The following is a 17,431-nucleotide window of genomic DNA, read 5'->3' as shown; positions in this document are numbered from 1 at the left end:
GATTGTGTTGATTTATATTAATAGTGTTGATTGTATCGTATTCAATTGGGCTGGCGATTACTTTCTTTCAAACACAGATCTTTATGAATTTTGCCAAGCTGCTATTAGACTAGTATAACCAAAAAAGTTGAATTCTCCACAGCTTTAAACTACAATCTGAAGCATTAGGGGTAAATTGTGCACTATCCTCATGTGCTACAGTAAAATTAATTAAGTGTTCTGAACATACTATAAAAGAAAATTTGGCAGTGGTTTTATAGAATTTGCCCTACATCTGGGTTTATTAAAATCAATTATATTCTATATTTTTCGTCTATCTTAATAAGGTAATTTTTTGGATATAACTATACAACAACCTATGGAACATCAAGGCAGAACAGCTATAATTACTGGCGCCAGTAAAGGAATTGGAGCCGCTACGGTAGAAGTATTTGTAAGAGAAGGGGCTAAAGTAATTATGCTGGATACGGATGCTGAACACGGAAAACAGGTAGCAGGTAAATTTGCCGGGCATGCAGTTTTTTACGACTGTGATGTCTCAAAAGAGAAGCAGGTAAAAGAAGCTATTGCTCAGGGGGTGGCCCAGTTTGGTAAGCCTAGCTATCTGGTCAACAATGCCGGAATACAGCGCTATGCTCCGGTTACAGAAACCAGCGAAGAAGAGTGGGATCTGTTGATGAATGTTAATGTGAAGAGTGCTTTCTTCTGCGCCAAATATGCTATCCCTCACATGCAGCAGATGGGCAAAGGAGTGGTCGTAAATGTATCCAGTGTGCAGGCAATGCTAAGCCAGGGTAATGTTTGTGCTTATGTAACTTCCAAGACGGCTATGATCGGGCTTACCCGTAGTATTGCAGTAGACTACGGCCCACAAGTACGCTGCGTAGCGGTATGCCCGGGCACAGTAGATACGCCTTTAGTCCGTTGGGGTTTTGAGCAGTCTCCCGATCCAGAAATTCCTTATCAGGAGTGTGTAAACATGCACCTGACCAAGCGTATAGCCCAGCCTGTAGAAGTAGGTGAATTTATATCTTACCTCTGTAGCGATAAAGCCGCATTTATGACGGGGCAAGCCTACCGTATAGATGGAGGTTTAGGAGTAATGATTCCCGGTAGTAAACAATAGTATAGTCCTGTATTGTTATTATTCTAATAATAGAGCTTTTCTTTAGGTAGATCTGTAAATTTTAATGGGTAATATGAAGAAAAATACAATACAAGTGAACCTTTGGCACAATCTTGAGGTTTAGCTTAGAGTTTTAAAATGAAAAGCTATGGATACCAGAAAAAGATATGCAATAGCGATTAAAGTAACGTTAGCCTGTGCTGCCTGGGCAGTATATTGTGTACTTTGATCATATGATAAAGTAATGCGAAGCGCTCCATAAGAGCGCTTTTTTTATTTGTGGATATTAAAAAATAGTCTGAGGATTTTATTCAGAAATATGTCTAATTAGCACTATTATCGTGTATTTATTCACAATCTATCCTTATTTTTAAGCTAAAGTCTTGAACTCTGATTTTACTAAAACTAACCTGAAATCTACACATGCCTCAATGTAGAGTGTACTCTCTTATCATCTTATTCTTACTACTTCCATTTACTACTCACGCTAAGGCAGATTTAGACAGCTTACTTCAACGATATGATAGTTTACAGCGTAATGCAAACTATCTTTCTTATAGTGAGAGTGTAGAGCTATTACTGGATTTGTCAGAAGCCTATACTTTTAATTATCCAGACTCTACGCTTTTGTTTAGTCAGCAGGCCTATCACTTAGCCAATGCCCAGGGTGATGCGCTAACAGAAATGGAGGCGATATTTTCCATTGCCCGGGCCTATTACATTAAAGGTTCGTACCCAAATGCATTAGACTTTTATATGCAAGGGATAGAGTATAGTGAAAAGCTTAAAGACCAGGAGGCATACGCTTTAGGTTTAAATGCTATTGGCATTATATATATTGGACAGCATAACTATGAAGCTGCTGTGCAGGAGTTGAGTAAAGCAATAAAAATCAACACGAGTCTTGACAACAGCAAATTGCTCACGAAAAACTATTTTAACATAGGCCTCTCTTATGACGAAAGCGGTAACTATGATAGTGCTGTTTACTACCTGAATAAGGTGATCGGGCTAGCAAAAGAAATAGATGACAAGCGTATGTTGGTAATGGGTTATGATCGTATGGGTGAAATCTATTACCACATGCAGGACTATAAAAAGGCTCTGACTTATTACCAAAAAGTTTTAGATGATACTACGTACCAGAGCAACTGGGAATATGCCTTTGCTTATTCAGGCATTGCTCAAACCCATTATGCCTTAGGGCAATATCAACAGGCAGTAGAGTATGCTAGAGAAAGCTATGCTTATGCTAAAAAGGTAAATGCTAAATGGGATCTTGAGCGAGCACTCGGTATTCTCGCCCAAGGCTATGCCGCTATTAATAAGTTTGATGAAGCTTATCATTATCATCAACTTTATAAAGCCTATAGTGATAGTTTATACAGCGAAGCAAAAGAGAGAGATCTCAATTTTTTGCACTTAAAACATAAGCAGGCTGAAAATGACCAGCTAGCTCGCGAAAACGCTATTCAACAGGAGAAAAACCGCCTGAATGAGATTGTCATCATTTTAATCAGTCTTTTGGCAATGTGTACTATTGTAGTAGCGGTGCTAATATATTTCAATTACAGAGGAAAGAACAGACTGAATCAACTACTGCTGGAGAAAAATAAAAACATTGCTTCTCAAAAAGAGAAGATTACCCGGCAAAATAAGGAACTCACTCAGCTTAATTCTACCAAAGATCAGTTGTTTTCTATCATAGGGCATGATTTAAAAAGTCCTTTTGCTTCTATCATGGGTACTTTTGAGTTAATTCATGAAGATTTACTATCCCCTCAGGAGCAGAAGACGGTCTTAAGAAAGCTTTATCTGAAGGTCTCTAGTGTGTCCGAAATGCTGAACAACATATTATACTGGGCTAATAGTCAGCAAAAAGGTATCAAAGCAGCTTTTAGTAGAGTAGAACTGCTAAGTATTACCAAAGATATCCTCTCTGTGGCATGTTTTATAGCTGGTGAAAAAAATATAAAAATTGAACATGCCAGTAATAGTATGTCACCAATTTATGCAGATGCAGACTATGTACGTATCATTCTCCAAAACTTGGTAGGGAATGCAATTAAGTTTACACCGCAGGGAGGAAATATACGAATTACCTATCTGGAAGAAGAAGAATATGTAGGTATAAGCATAAAAGATAATGGAGTAGGTATTCCGCAGGAAAAGTTGGATAAAATATTTGTATTAACAGGTAAGGATATTTCCAGTTGTGGTACCGATAGTGAAAAAGGTACCGGTATCGGTTTGGTGCTGGTACAGCAATTTGTAGAGTGTAATCATGCTAAACTTAAAGTGAAAAGTCAGCCAGGGAAAGGAACAGAGTTTATAGTTTTCTTCAGAAAGTATTTGCAAAAAGAACTTGAAGAGAAGGTAGAAATCTAGATGTTTTCTTTAATATTCATGCATCCTCAAGCAGTACTACACAATTTTATGTAAAAAGTATAATTCAGGTTGACTGATTTATATTACTGTAAGGCTTAATTCTTCAGAAAATTTGTTTGAGCTTATAAAGCTTCAAAAGGCTATTGGCTATCTTTGAAAGCTATATAGAAAGCGCACCAAAAGCTAAATATCGGTAGCAATAGTCCCGTTCTCATGAAAACTGAAGCTGCATACGAGATACAAAGAGAAATGAATGTGCTGGGAGCTCATGCTACTCCTTTTCTCTTTATCATTGATTTTCTGATGCAGAAACCGATGCTTTACCCCTTACATGATATAGCGAGAGAGCAAATTCTTTATAACTTTTGTGGCCAAAGCAATGCAGAATCATTACCTGCTCAAAACCTGCCTCCACTTCAGTTTGAGAAGTTTCCGCTTAACTTTAGTCAATACAAAAAGTCGTTTAACCTGGTAATGGAAAACCTTCGGGTAGGTAATTCTTTTCTGGTTAACCTTACCTTGCCTACGCCTATCGCGGTTAACAGAAGTTTAAAGCAAATATACCATCAAAGTCAGGCACGATATAAGCTATGGTATCAGGATGAGTTTGTGGTTTTCTCCCCTGAAACTTTTATTAAAATTGATAATGGCGTAGTTAGTACCTACCCCATGAAGGGTACTATTGATAGTAGCCTGCCCGGAGCAGAGCAAAAATTGTTGGCAGACCCCAAAGAGTTGGCTGAGCATGTTACCATTGTAGATTTGTTAAGAAATGACCTTAGCCAGTTTGCTACTGGGGTGGAAGTAAAGCGCTTTCGCTTTGTAGAGGAGCTTACCACTTATAAAGGGAAACTGCTGCAGGTAAGCTCGGAAGTAAGTGGGAAGCTACCAGCCAACTATCCATCAAAAATTGGCGACATTATCATGGGGATGTTACCCGCGGGCTCTGTAAGTGGCGCGCCCAAGCCTAAAACATTGCAGATCATTCAGGAGGCTGAAGGTTACGAAAGAGGCTATTACACTGGTGTAATGGGTATTTTTGATGGCGTTAAACTAGATAGCGCAGTAATGATACGCTATATAGAGCAGAAGAACGGCCAGTTTATATACAAAAGCGGTGGCGGAATTACCGCGCAAAGTATAGGCGAAAACGAATATCAGGAGCTAATAGACAAAGTGTATGTGCCTTTTACTTGAAACCATTAGCATTGAAAATGGCAAAGTAAGTTTATTAGCTTACCATCAGGAGCGGCTAAACCGAAGCCGGTACGAGCTGTGGAAAACGAAAAGCATACTTAGTTTAGAAGAAGTACTGGGGCCAATACTGCCCCACTATAGGCAGGGGCTTTATAAGTGCCGCCTGGTTTATGGCAAAAAGGTTGAGCAAGTTGAAGTCTTACCTTATCAGCGGCCTCAGATACAAAGCTTAAAAAAAGTTTACCATCCAACCGTTGACTATCATTTAAAATATAAAGATCGGGAATTACTGGCGCAGCTCTATGCTGATAAAGGTGAGTGCGACGATATTCTTATTATCAAAAAAGGTATAGTTACGGATAGTTATTTTGCTAACATTCTTTTCTCCGATGGTAAGCATTGGTTTACCTCTGACCAGCCTCTGCTTAAAGGTGTACAGCGTCAGTTTTTATTGGATACTGCAAGAGTAAAGGCAATTCCTATTCAAGAAGATGATCTGTCCAGATATCAGTTCTTTACCTTTGTAAATGCACTTAACCCACTAGCAGAAGGTAAAAAAATAGCGGTTGAGTATATTTATTAGTGGTTTTTTTAGTGTACCGATTCAGATATGATGAAAAAGTCTTCTTCCTTGCTTTATCTCCAGTCTTTCAGAATTCGTTCCTATGATGTAGACTTTAGGCGAAGGCGCCCTGATGTGCTCTGTGCTTTCTTTCAGGAGGTGGCCAGCGAGCATGCTCTTCAGCTGGGAGTAGGGTATAAGCAGTTTGATAAGCAACATCTGTTTTGGGTACTCTCTCGCCTCTTGCTTAAAGTAAAGCGTATGCCTCGCTGGCATGAGCAAATTATTATAGAAAGCTGGGCTAAAGGAACTGAGCGTTTGTTTGCAGTCAGAGATTTTTTGGTGCGCTCAGCAGAGGGAGAGATAATTGGCAGAGCAAGTTCGTATTGGCTGATACTGAATACGCAAAATAGAAGGCCCGTACGTCCCGATAGCTTTTTTTCTCATCTTAATTTTCAGCAAGATGCTATTGAAGAAGCGATAGAAAAACTACCTGAGCTTCGTAAGGGTAAAAAGCATATAGAACATGCTCGTTATTCAGATATTGATCATAATGCACACGTAAATAATATTCGTTATGTAGCCTGGATGCTCAATAGCTTTTCTACTGAGCATATGCGGCAGTATCAACTAGATAGTTTGCAGTTAAACTTTCTTACTGAGATCAAAGAAGGAGATTTGGTAGAAATTTACAAACAGGAGGAAGAAGGTATGTACTTGATTAATGGTTATCGCCAGGCAGAAGAGCAGCCCTGTTTTAGTGGTGCGCTAAAATGGAAGCAGGTATGATTATGCGTTCATTTTCTTTACTAGTTCTTCTTCCTGAATAATCTTAGGGAAGCATTGTATATCCAGCTTAAAAATATCCGGACGGTTGTAGTGGCCAGTAACATCAAAATCCAGTCGTGAAGGGATAATGTTATCCAAATCCAGTTCAGCAGAAAGCGCTCCACACCGATCGTAAAGAGGCCCTGCCATAATCTCTCCCATAGGTGAAATAATAACACTGCCGCCACGACACATCACTTCTTCATCATCTTCTACTAATGCTCGGTATTGTGTTGGGTACATGCTTCTCTCAAAGTACTGATTACAGGCGAGCACAAAGCAGCGCCCCTCCAAGGCAATGTGCTGCATGCTGGCAACCCATGCCGGACGAGCATCGGCGGTAGGAGCGAGATAAATCTCTACTCCCTGTTGGTACATAGCCATACGAGCCAGCGGCATGTAGTTTTCCCAACAGATAAGTCCGCCAAGTCTGCCAATTTTTGTCTGTACGCTAATTAATGATTCCCCTCCGGTTTCACTCCAGATAATACGCTCAGAGCCGGTTGGCTTAATCTTTCGGTGTACGCCCAGCAAACCCGCTAAAGGAGATATGTATAGCATACTACAGTACAGACTGGCATGTTGTGGGTCTTTTTCGGTAGCTCCAATAATCAGGTACACCTGATGCGTGCGAGCCAGCGCTTCAAGTCGCTTCAGGTCAGGACCAGAAAGGTCAAGGGCTTGTTGATGATATGCTGCGTATAACTGCCGGCCAGCTTTATCTCTACTGCCTATTTTGGTGCCAAAAGTAAAGCCTCTTGGGTAGCCAGGAATAAATGACTCAGGAAAAACAATAAGCTTACAGCCTTCTGTAGCGTATTTTTTTACCAGCTGCTCTATTTTTTGGAGGCAGGCTTCCCTGTCAAAAAAGACAGGGCTTTCCTGTACTACACAAGCTTTTACTTTTGTCACCAGTTTAGTTTTAATGTGCTCAAACTACAATTTGAGCGCTTAACCCTTAAAAAGCAATAACATCGGGCAGGTATTTAGAGGCAAGATCTTCATAATAAGGTCTTAGCTCAGCCACATTTGGTGCCTTTGGAGATTTAGTATACAAGTCATAAGGATTAAAAGTTTTAACCCACTTAAACATCTCATGATCGTGCTCATTCATTAAGTGGCTGTAGGCTTCTTCTTTATGCTGGGCATAAAATGAGTGATAACGAATGATGTACAATGCAGGCTCGGGCAGATAGTTCTTCATGGCAGCGTACAGGTACTCATCATGCCCCCAAGACATATGAACATTGTCCAGGCCGCAGTTGGGTTCATAAATACCGTACTTGGTATTAAAGCGCTGATCCAGATAATCAGGATTATCTTTGAAAAACTCAGGGTAAACAATTTTATCGGAATACTGGCAGCCTACCGGAAAGGTGTCGCCAACAACAGCCCACTGTGGCTCTCCAAAGAGGCATAGTATCTTCCCTAAATCATGAAGGAACCCTGTTAAAACCAGCCAGTCAGGTTGACCATCGGCGCGTATAGCTTCTGAGGTTTGTAGCAGATGCTGCGTTTGATCCAGGTCAATATCCGGGTCAGAGTCGTCTACCAGCGTATTCAGGAACTCTACAGCCTCCCAAAGCGTCATTTTTCTCTTATCCAGCTTCTTGTATTCTGCCTCTTTTTGCATCACAAAATCATAAGTCTGGTGGAGGTGGTTTTGGCGATAAAACTCCTTTACCGTATCCCTTCCCGGATTATCATAGTTTCTAAACTCTTCTTTCGCTTTTTTACCATCTTCAGGGTAGCGTGCTCTAAGGTCTTCTTCCCACAGATCTTCAATATCCAGTTGATCTTTCAGATTTTTCATAGCGTTTACGATTTATGCGTACAGTAATATTTTTTATCCTTATCTGTTTTACTGGCCAAGCCAGATGTAAATACCAACAATAATTATAGTAAGTAGTATGCTAAAAGGTTTGGTGTATTTCCATTGTTCAACCTCCAGCTCACCAGAAGCCTGAGGCTGGGTACAGATTTTTGTGTTGGGGTATATTCTGGAAACTACAAACATGACAAGCAGGTTTAGTAGAAATTCAATCCCCCAGATATGTACAAAATGAATGTCAACTTCCAGTATAAAGGTGGTAGTGATATAAAATGCCAGCCCTACAAAAAGAGCTACTTTGGCCCCCGCAGCAGATATTTGCGGAATAAACAAACCGGCAATCATAATAGAAGCTATAGGTATAAAGAAAATACCATTTAGCTGCTGAAGTAGCTGGTACAGTCCTTCAGGAGCGCTGGCAACCAGAGGAGCAGCCATAATGGCTACCAGTGCCAGTACTGTAGAACTAATTTTACCCGCCCTTACCAATTGAGTATCTGTGGCGCTCTTATCAATTAGCCTTTTGTATATACCTACGCTAAATATGGTAGCAGTACTGTTGAGTACACTATTAAAGGTGCTGAGTACTGCTCCCATTACTACGGCGGCAAAAAATCCGACCAGGCTTAAAGGGAGCACCTTCTTTACCAGTTCGGGATATATCATGTCCTGATTGTCGTACATAGCGTCGCCAAAGTAGTAGTAACCAATTACGCCGGGCAGTACTATAATAATAGGAACGAAAACTTTGAGCGCTCCGGTATAAAGTAACCCTTTTTGTGCTTCTACCAGATTTCTGGCACCTAAAGCTCTTTGTATGATGGTCTGGTTCATTCCCCAAAAGTACAGTTGGTTGATTACCAGCCCGGTAAAAAGTGTGCTGAAGGGTAGCACAGAATCTGGCGCTCCAATTACATTAAACTTTTCGGGGCTATGCTCATAAACTTTATTAAGCCCGTTGAGAAGATTACCTTCACCAATATCCCAAAGAGCTAATATAGGAACGAGCAAACCTCCAATAAACAGACCTATACCGTTTATTGTATCCGAATAGGCTACAGCTTTGAGCCCACCGAATATAGCATAGCAGGAGCCGATAAGCCCTATAACTACCACCGTTATCCATAGTCCCTCGTTCTTGCTTACCTCTAGCACTTCTGATACGTTGAAGATACTCTCCAGATTAATAGCACCGGTAAAGAGTACAATAGGCAGTAAGGTTACTACAAATGATACCATCAGAAAGAAAGCTACCAGTGTACGGGTAGCACTATCAAAGCGCGACTCCAGATATTGCGGTATAGTGGTCAGCCCCATCTTCAGATAAGTTGGTATAAAATAAATAGCCGCTACAATCAGTGCCAGAGCGGAGGTAACCTCCCAGGCAATGATGATAAACCCATTTTTATAAGAAGAGCCATTTAGCCCTATCAGGTGCTCTGTAGAAATATTGGTAAGAAGCATAGAGCCGGCAATGACAATTCCGGTCAGGCTTCGGCCTCCTAAAAAGTATCCATCACGTGAGGAGAGTGAGTCTTTTCGTAATTTAAACCACGAATAAAATGCTACGAAGGCCGTAAAGCCTACGAAGGACAATATAATCTGCATGTTGTTGTATTAGTCTAAAGCAGTGTACAATGTATAAGCGTTTCCGCTCACAGACAATTTAGCAGATTTATTTTTATGCACACGTTTGCATTAGGCATAATGCTTAGGATAGCCTCGGCGGCTGGTTTCTCTGATGATAAGCTCAGGACTTAGTAGTTGGGTTTGAGGAGTGTGGGCATCGTAGTTGTTAATTTGCCGGAGACAAAGCCGGGCAGCCATCTGGCCCATTTCACGTATTGGGCTTTTTACAGTAGAGATAGATGGACGAAAGAAGGGGCCATACGCAGCATTATCAAAGCCGATAATGGCAAGCTCATCAGGTATTTTTATTCCTTTTTGAATAGCCATATCTATACAGCCCATCGCCATTTCATCATTTACAGCAAAAATACCTTCGGGTAATGTAGCCTGCGAAAATACTTGCTTTACTGATTCAGCACTATTGCGGAGGCAAAAGTCGGAGTAGCTGATAAGCGAGGCCTCCGGGCTAAGGCCATTAGCCCGTAAGCACTGCTCATATCCTTTCTGACGGTTATGAGAGTTCAGGGCTTCTTTAGGACCGGCGATATGGGCAATGCGGCGGCAGCCTATGTCTATAAGGTGCTGGGTAGCCTGGTACGCGCCTTTTTGGTCATCCAGAAGAATCTGATGGCAGTCTATGCCTACAATCCCCCGGTCTACATTAACAAAGGGGATCTGATTTTTAAAAACGATCTGTAGGTGATTGTAATCTTTTGTCTGATGTGTAGGGGCATAAATAATTCCATCTACACGACTGGAAATAAGGTAGTCCAGCATATGCAGTTCTTTCTCATACTGCTCGGAGGCATTCATGATAAGCATATCATAGCCTTCAGGTTCCAGGATATCGTTGATTCCCTGAGCCAGCCGCGAAAAAGTATGGCTTACTACCTCCGGCATTAGTATGCCCAGGGTAAAAGTTTTGTGCTGGTGAAGACGAGAAGCATTCAGGTTTTTTTTGAAGCCAATCTCCTGTGCGTAATCCAGCACTCTTTTTTTAGTTTTAGCACTAATAGAGTAGTGGTCGTTCAAAGCTCGCGATACAGTGGAGGCAGAAAGACCCAGTGCTTTGGCAATATCTACAGTGCTTTGGTATTTACGCATAATCCATCTGCTGCTTACTTTTGCGACTTTTCAATCACTTTTTTTACCTGTATAATGCGGATAATACCCACCACAAGAGTAAGAACCGCCGCCAGCAGTAGTACAAAACCAAGAGTAGTGTATTCTTTAAAATAATCCAGCTCTACTATGCCCAATCCAGCCCCAAAAAGGGCGACAGCTGTCCTGAAATAGGCTAAAAAGGTTCTTTCGTTGGCCAGCTTTGTTCTTTCAACAGCCAGTAAATCTCTGAGAATAAGTTCTTTTTTTTCTTCCATACAATAGTCTGTAGCTGCTTTGCATGATTTTATTGAGGGCTTAATATACAATTTCTGTAAGAAGACTTATAATGCCTTTTACTTAGGCCATTATATTAAACCACAAAAGGTAAAACATGTAGGCGAGGTAGATGGCAAACAATAACCCCCCTTCCCAGCGCTGTAATACAAAGCCAGTACGAACCAGTGGTACCAGCAGGGCAGACAGGCCTAGCATAAGCAGACCATCGCTAAGAGCTATGCCGGAGGCGTACAATGGAGTAATCAGAGAAGAAGCACCCAGTATGATCAGAATATTGTAAATATTAGAGCCGACCACATTACCTAAAGCAATATCAGGCTGTTTTTTGATAGCGGCAACTACAGATGTTGCCAGCTCTGGCATGCTGGTGCCTGCTGCTACGATTGTTAAGCCAATAACTGCATCACTTATTCCAAACCTTCGGGCCAGGTTTACAGAATACTGAACCAATAGGTCTGAGCCAAAAAGAAGAACAGAAAGGCCTAGTATTATTAGCAATACATCTACTAGCCAGTAAGCTTGTTTTATAGGTAAGGCTACTGCAAACTCCTCTTTTACGGCAGCTTTAGCCTCACGGGCTTTTTTTACATTAAAATATGTGTAAGCCACACTGATAAGGAGAAAAATACTGCCTTCCCATCGGCTGATTTGAGCATCTATGAAAAAGAGAAGAAAGAGCAAAGCGGAAAACAGCATAAGGGGTATGTCGGTACGTAGAATGGCAGCGTGCACCACTATAGGATAGCACATGGCAGAAAGGCCAAGTATAATTCCAATATTAAAAATATTAGACCCTACTACATTGCCAACTGAGATGCCTCCATTGCCCTGCAACGCAGCTTTGATGCTTACCAGAAGCTCAGGCATACTGGTTCCCAGGGCCACTATGGTCAGCCCGATAATCAGAGGACTAATGCCTAGCCTGATGGCTATAGAGCTAGCGCCACTAATAAGCCAGCTGGCCCCAAAATACAGCAGTACCAGCGAGAGTACAATCAACAAAATTTCATTTAGCATACAGTAGTATTATGCCGAATGTATACGTGGATTGCACGAAGAAGTGAAACACTACATAAGAGAAAATATTTTGTTACACTTAGGCAGTAAAATATTTTCTCTGAGTGCTAAGCATAAGAGATTATGCTGTTGCTATGTGGTTTAATCATCAACGGACTGGCCTACGAGCTGCCTGAACCTCCAGCCAGTCTGGTCAGATACGGTCTTGCGGGTTTGCTTCATAATTATGCCTATCAGCTCCTCTTCCGGGTCGGCAAAATATTGGGTATTAAAATAGCCTCCCCAGTCAAATGTGCCCACACTACCTCTCCCTCCTGTGGCTTCACCTTTGTGATTTAGTACGCCAAATACCAGCCCGTAGTAGCGATCGTTGCCTTCCCAAAGCTGTCCGATCTGGTTAGACATAATTGTCTTGATGGTTGTGCGACTTAGGATGCGTGTGCCATTAAGCTCTCCACCATTCAGATACATTTGCAGGAATGTGGCATAGTCTTTTGCCGTGCTGCTTAAGCCAGCGCCTCCTGAAAAAAACCTCTTGGCTCCTTTAACTGGGTATTCAGGTTCGTAAAAGGTAGTAGGATAGTTCTTCCACTCATTGCCTTCAGGTGTTTGTATGGCTACTAAGCGCTTCGCTTTGCTTTGTGGCAGGTAAAACCAGGTGTCATCCATACCTAATGGGTTGAACAATCGCTCTCGCAGAAACTTATCAAAAGGCATTCCTGATACTATTTCAACAAAATAGCCCAGCACATCCAATCCTTCGCTGTATACGTAAGCCTCTCCGGGATGATGATGCAAGGGGAGCTTGACCAGACGCTTAACGCTTTCTTCTATGCTGATGTCTTTAGTAGTAAACAGGTCTACTACACCGGCCTTTTCATACATCATTTTAAAGCGCTCATCGCCATCTATTACTCCATAGCCTAAGCCAGAAGTGTGGGTAAGCAGGTGTCTGATTGTTATCTCTCGTTTAGCGGGCTCGGTAGTAAATGATGTGTCGCTATACTGAAAACGGTTTAATACCTGAGGATTTTTAAACTCAGGGATGAATTTTGAAATGGGGTCGTCTAGTCTGAAGCGGCCCTCTTCCCATAGCATCATTACGGCAGTAGCGGTAATAGCTTTGGTCTGTGATGCAATACGGAAAATATCATCTTTTTCCAGCTTCTCTCCTGAAGCATTTGCGGTTCCAAAAGCTTTATGGTATACAATTTTACCTTTGCGAGCTACCAGAGCTACTATGCCGGGCACCTCATTCTGGGCTATAGCCTGCCTGCACATTTCATCAATTCGCTCCAGTCGTTCGGCAGACATGCCTACTGAGGCAGGAGGCGCAACTTTTAGAGGAGCAGACTTTTGTATAGATTGAGTTTGAGCTGCCCCTATAAAAGCAAGGCACATAAAAAACAGAAAGAGAAGGTTAGTTTTCATTAAAGTGTAGTTGTTGTAATTAGTTGATCAAGATGTTAAAATATTAAAAAATGACAGATTGAGCCTACAAATAGCGGAAGTGTTGTCAATTTTATAGCTTCATCAGCTCAGGATGAAGAAAGAAAATTTCAGGTTTTAGCAAAGATTAGCGTAGTCAGCCAGGTAAATATTATGCTAATTGCTTGATGAATACAGCTTACAAATAGATTTAAATTATAAATTGGGTGAATTAATACTAATACGTGCATATTCATGAGCAACCAACCTAAAACCCCTATACTTCCTTTTGTTCTGATTACCAGTTTGTTTCTGATGTGGGGACTGGCCAACAATATGACAGATACCCTGCTGGCAGCTTTTAAAAGGATTATGAGCATGTCTGATTTTCAGACCAGCTGGATTCAAATAGCCTTTTATGGTTCTTATTTTTGTCTGGCACTTCCGGCAGCTTTAATTATTAAAAGGTTTACTTATAAGAGTGGAGTGCTCCTTGGCCTTGGTCTTTTTATAGGCGGCTCGCTACTCTTTTACCCGGCTAGCCAGACAATGGTATACGGACATTTTCTGGCGGCGCTCTTTATTCTGGCTGGTGGACTTTCCATACTGGAAACTTCTGCCAACCCCTATATTATTGCCATGGGACCAGAAGAGAGTGGCACCCGCCGACTTAACCTGGCGCAATCATTCAACCCTATAGGTTCTATCGTTGGCGTATTACTGAGTAAAGTGTTCATCCTCTCCCAACTGAACGCTGCCAGTGCTGAGGAGCGTGCCGGTATGTCTCCCGAAGAGCTACAGTCTGTTCAAGCAGAAGAGTTGAGTGCCGTAATGGGGCCTTATGTAGGAGTAGCCGTACTATTGCTGTTGCTGTGGCTGGTAATTGCTTTTACTAAAATGCCTAAGGCATCTGACGCTAATGACAAGGTAGAGCTATTGCCTACGCTGAAAAGGTTAGTGAAAAACCCTAACTATGTATGGGGCGTAGTGGCGCAGTTTTTCTATGTGGGAGCTCAGATTGGCGTATGGTCATTTACAATACGCTATGTCATGCTGGAGCTACAGATAGATGAAGATTCTGCAGCTACCTATTATCTCGCTGCTTTGGTTCTCTTTACGCTTAGTCGTTTTGTATGTACAGCCTTAATGAAGGTGATCTCTCCCGGTAACTTATTAGCATTATTGTCGGTGCTGGCAGTCTTATGTACTTTTGTTGTAGTGATCTCCGGAGGTTATGTGGGGGTATACGCTCTGGTAGCCATTTCTGCTTGTATGTCGCTTATGTTCCCGACCATTTATGGTTTGGCGGTAAGAGGCCTTGGCGATGATACCAAACTTGGTGGTTCGGGTCTTATTATGGCAATACTAGGAGGAGCGGTGCTTACCTCTGTGCAGGGGCAGGTATCTGATATGACGGGCAGCATCCATCTGGCGTATCTGGTGCCTATGTTTTGTTTTGTGGTGGTTGCTGTCTATGGCCGACTATCCAGAAGAAACGCTAAACAGGAGGCTGCAACGAGCAGCGTAGCAGAGGAGGTATAAAAAAAGGAGACTTAATTAAGTCTCCTTACAAAATTTATAGGTTCTACTTACTTACGGTTATCACCTCTGGGGCAGTCATTTACCTGAGGTTTCTGACAAGGCTCTACAGCATTAGCATTGCACTTTGGGCAGTGGGCGATGTCTTCCGAACGAAGGATTTCTTTCTTTTCCATAGCTTTAAAAAATTTGGTGTTTCCTAATAACTGAATATACAACAATTAACCTGAAAATGGTATGTTCAGTTTAACCCAAAAGCTAATTTAGGATAAGTCTAATTTAAAGTGAATCAGTTAGTTAGCTAGTAGAGCTGAGCAAAAGAATCTTCTCCTGTTAGCTCTTCTACATGAGCGCCACTTTTTACATTTTCAATTTCTATATCCAGTAACCCCTGGTGTAAAGTAGCAATTTGAGCGCCACTTTCCAGGCTCTGCCAGCCTTCCCAGCTAAACTCTACACCACCCACCGGAATAATATTTACCCAGAGCTTCCAGGCTTTGGGGCGTTGGTTCTCATCCAGTAGCCAAAGGTATGAGTCGCCGGGTGTTACTCCGCCAGAGGTATACGTGATCAGGAGTGCTGGTGATCCATTTTCCTGCTCAACTATTTTTCTTTCTGTGCCCGGATCAAAAACCTTGTTTGGAGCATTAAGCCAGAAAGAATCATTTGCCCAGTATTCCCATGCTTTTTGTACCAGCTCCTGAGATTCTTCCTCATCGGTAATTCGCTTTCCTTCTTCGTAAGCTATTCCTTTAATGGAGTCTAGCTGAAGGAGTACCTCATAATCATCCCAACGGACTCTGGCCATATGCCTTTCCTTATCCCAGAGGTGCTCGTGCCCGCCGGGAAAACTCCACTGCACAGCTCCGGTTGCCTCCCAGGCTTTATGATTTATGGCTTTTAGCATATTGCTGGCTAGTGTATCGGCTTCGGCACCGGCTTTTCCTTCCGGTAAAGGCTCATTCCAGACAAAATAGCCAACTGCTACCAGCGCTACCAGAGCGATAAATATACCGAGTACAATTTTCTTCATAGGATATGTGGGTTAATTGAAAGCTTGTTAGCTTTGAATAATATATTATGACAGTTCAATTACTTAATTGTGATCAAAAAGTTTATATACGGTATACTGATTCTTCTGTTGGGCCTTTTGGTATTGCTGATAGCTTGTGTCGCTCCTATTGATTATACAGCTTATCAGGAGCAGGCTTACTATCGGGCCAGCCTGCAAGCCATGGATAGCCTGGAAAAAGTTTTACCTCCACTAAAAGGGGATACGGTTGAAGCCGGCTGGAGCAAGAAGAACATCACTCCTACCCAACCTGCCAAGCTTATGGGGTATGGCTGGAAAGGAGAATACGAAAGAGTACACGACTCTCTTAAGGTGCATACTGTAGTATTTACTAATGGTGTTCAATCTGTAGCGGTTCTTTCCTATGATTTGATGATTGTGCACCCTGATCTCGCAAAAGCTATTCACCTGGCAGTAGAAGAGGCAGACCTACCTCTACGAAACATTTACTTTTCTGCTGTGCATACACATAATGGTTTTGGCGAATGGGCAGAAGGGGTAGGAGGACTACTTACGGCCGGTGGTTATGACGATGAACTGGTGCAGTACGTGGCACGGCAAAGTGTAGCTTCTATAGAAGAAGCCTTACATAAAAGAAGACCAGTTAAGATCGGTTATGCTGAATTTGAAGTGCCCGCTCTGGTGAAGAACCGACTGATCAAAGAGGGAGAGGTAGACGATAAGCTTAGGGTAATAAAACTGACACAAGACTCTGGAAAGACGGCTCTTTTATGTACGTACTCTGCTCACGCCACTTTTTTAAATAGCAAACGTATGGATTTGTCTGCCGATTATCCTTCGGCGCTCCGGCAGTATCTGGAGGCTGACAGCACTGTAGCTTTTGCCAGCTTTGCGGCCGGAGCAGTAGGTAGCCATAGTGCAGTACGCGAAGGTGAGTTTAGCTACGAAAAAATGGAAGCCTATGCTCGCCAGTTGGCAACGCCTTTGCTAAATGGTTTGGGTAGTATTATTGGTGAGTATACCACTCAACTTTTATATGTTGAGGCGCCTCTTTACATGGGTGAGCCTCAGCTAAAATTAATAAGCGGTTGGAGAGTACGCCCCTGGCTTTATCATGCTGTGTTGGGTGAACATAAGCCTTATCTAAGTGGACTTAGGTTGGGTGAAATAAATATGTTGGGGGTGCCTGCAGATTATTCCGGTATGTTGTATCAGAAACTTAACAAGCATGATTATCCTTTGGTGGTAAGTAGCTTCAATGGCAACTACATGGGTTATGTTATTCCGGATGAGTATTATAAGCAAGCCCACCGTGAAGCCAGAGAGCTCAACTGGTATGGACCCTACACTGGTTCTTACGTTACTGAAATGATGAATCGCCTCAACCATATTCTGATCAAAGCAGACTAAAAGGCAAAAAAAAAGCGGACAGAGTCCGCATGTTCAGTTTTG

At 42.1% G+C, this 17,431-nt stretch carries 16 protein-coding genes; 7 read left to right on the top strand and 9 right to left on the bottom strand.

What is annotated here, in order from left to right; all coding sequences use genetic code 11:
- The first annotated feature begins 358 nt into the window (after positions 1–358).
- The 5 genes from PZB74_RS04805 (at position 359) to PZB74_RS04785 (ending at position 6,062) form a co-directional block, all read left to right on the top strand.
- On the top strand, positions 359–1,126 hold the full coding sequence (locus tag PZB74_RS04805; protein WP_302241205.1) for a glucose 1-dehydrogenase: 768 nt from the start codon (positions 359–361) through the stop codon (positions 1,124–1,126).
- Between the two features lie 423 nt (positions 1,127–1,549).
- Positions 1,550–3,514, top strand: coding sequence for a tetratricopeptide repeat-containing sensor histidine kinase (locus tag PZB74_RS04800; protein ID WP_302241204.1), 1,965 nt, complete (start codon positions 1,550–1,552; stop codon positions 3,512–3,514).
- A gap of 213 nt (positions 3,515–3,727) precedes the next feature.
- Complete coding sequence (locus PZB74_RS04795; RefSeq protein WP_302241203.1) at positions 3,728–4,711, top strand: aminodeoxychorismate synthase component I; 984 nt, start codon at positions 3,728–3,730, stop codon at positions 4,709–4,711.
- Positions 4,695–5,294, top strand: a complete 600-nt coding sequence (locus tag PZB74_RS04790; protein ID WP_302241202.1) for an aminotransferase class IV — start codon at positions 4,695–4,697, stop codon at positions 5,292–5,294. Before PZB74_RS04795 ends, PZB74_RS04790 begins: the two co-directional genes overlap by 17 nt.
- Before the next feature lie 27 nt (positions 5,295–5,321).
- A complete protein-coding gene (locus PZB74_RS04785; RefSeq protein WP_302241201.1) occupies positions 5,322–6,062 on the top strand; it encodes an acyl-[acyl-carrier-protein] thioesterase in 741 nt (246 codons plus the stop codon).
- Here the strand turns inward: PZB74_RS04785 and PZB74_RS04780 are convergent, their stop codons facing one another.
- The 7 genes from PZB74_RS04780 to PZB74_RS04750 form a co-directional block, all read right to left on the bottom strand.
- On the bottom strand, positions 6,063–7,013 hold the full coding sequence (locus tag PZB74_RS04780) for a carbon-nitrogen hydrolase family protein (protein WP_302241199.1): 951 nt from the start codon (positions 7,011–7,013) through the stop codon (positions 6,063–6,065). It lies immediately after the preceding gene.
- A gap of 46 nt (positions 7,014–7,059) precedes the next feature.
- Positions 7,060–7,914: an inositol oxygenase family protein gene (locus PZB74_RS04775; protein WP_302241198.1), complete on the bottom strand. Its 855-nt coding sequence runs from the start codon at positions 7,912–7,914 to the stop codon at positions 7,060–7,062.
- Between the two features lie 48 nt (positions 7,915–7,962).
- A complete protein-coding gene (locus tag PZB74_RS04770) occupies positions 7,963–9,540 on the bottom strand; it encodes a solute:sodium symporter family transporter (RefSeq protein ID WP_302241197.1) in 1,578 nt (525 codons plus the stop codon).
- A gap of 90 nt (positions 9,541–9,630) precedes the next feature.
- The gene (locus PZB74_RS04765; protein WP_302241196.1) at positions 9,631–10,665 is read right to left on the bottom strand and encodes a LacI family DNA-binding transcriptional regulator; all 1,035 of its coding nucleotides are present in this window, start codon (positions 10,663–10,665) and stop codon (positions 9,631–9,633) included.
- Between the two features lie 14 nt (positions 10,666–10,679).
- The gene (locus PZB74_RS04760) at positions 10,680–10,940 is read right to left on the bottom strand and encodes a DUF202 domain-containing protein (protein ID WP_302241195.1); all 261 of its coding nucleotides are present in this window, start codon (positions 10,938–10,940) and stop codon (positions 10,680–10,682) included.
- Positions 10,941–11,022: 82 nt separating this feature from the next.
- Positions 11,023–11,979, bottom strand: coding sequence for a calcium/sodium antiporter (locus PZB74_RS04755; RefSeq protein WP_302241194.1), 957 nt, complete (start codon positions 11,977–11,979; stop codon positions 11,023–11,025).
- 141 nt (positions 11,980–12,120) lie between these two features.
- Positions 12,121–13,410 carry a serine hydrolase domain-containing protein gene (locus PZB74_RS04750; RefSeq protein ID WP_302241193.1) on the bottom strand — a complete coding sequence of 430 codons (1,290 nt, stop codon included), beginning with the start codon at positions 13,408–13,410 and terminating at the stop codon, positions 12,121–12,123.
- Positions 13,411–13,662: 252 nt separating this feature from the next.
- Between PZB74_RS04750 and fucP the strand changes: the two genes are divergently transcribed.
- A complete protein-coding gene (gene fucP, locus PZB74_RS04745) occupies positions 13,663–14,949 on the top strand; it encodes an L-fucose:H+ symporter permease (RefSeq protein WP_302241192.1) in 1,287 nt (428 codons plus the stop codon).
- Positions 14,950–14,996: 47 nt separating this feature from the next.
- On the opposite strand, the gene PZB74_RS04740 is transcribed toward fucP, so the two are convergent.
- On the bottom strand, positions 14,997–15,122 hold the full coding sequence (locus PZB74_RS04740; RefSeq protein ID WP_302241191.1) for a hypothetical protein: 126 nt from the start codon (positions 15,120–15,122) through the stop codon (positions 14,997–14,999).
- Between the two features lie 125 nt (positions 15,123–15,247).
- Entirely contained in the window at positions 15,248–15,979 is a 732-nt protein-coding gene (locus tag PZB74_RS04735; protein WP_302241190.1) for a hypothetical protein, read from the bottom strand.
- A 69-nt stretch (positions 15,980–16,048) separates the two neighbouring features.
- Between PZB74_RS04735 and PZB74_RS04730 the strand changes: the two genes are divergently transcribed.
- Positions 16,049–17,389, top strand: a complete 1,341-nt coding sequence (locus tag PZB74_RS04730; protein WP_302241188.1) for a neutral/alkaline non-lysosomal ceramidase N-terminal domain-containing protein — start codon at positions 16,049–16,051, stop codon at positions 17,387–17,389.
- Positions 17,390–17,431: the final 42 nt, after the last annotated feature.

The organism is Porifericola rhodea (assembly GCF_030506305.1).
Classification (GTDB): Bacteria; Bacteroidota; Bacteroidia; order Cytophagales; family Cyclobacteriaceae; genus Catalinimonas; species Catalinimonas rhodea.
The sequence above is the reverse complement of the archived record's forward strand: the minus strand, read 5'-3'. Positions and strand labels throughout refer to the sequence as shown.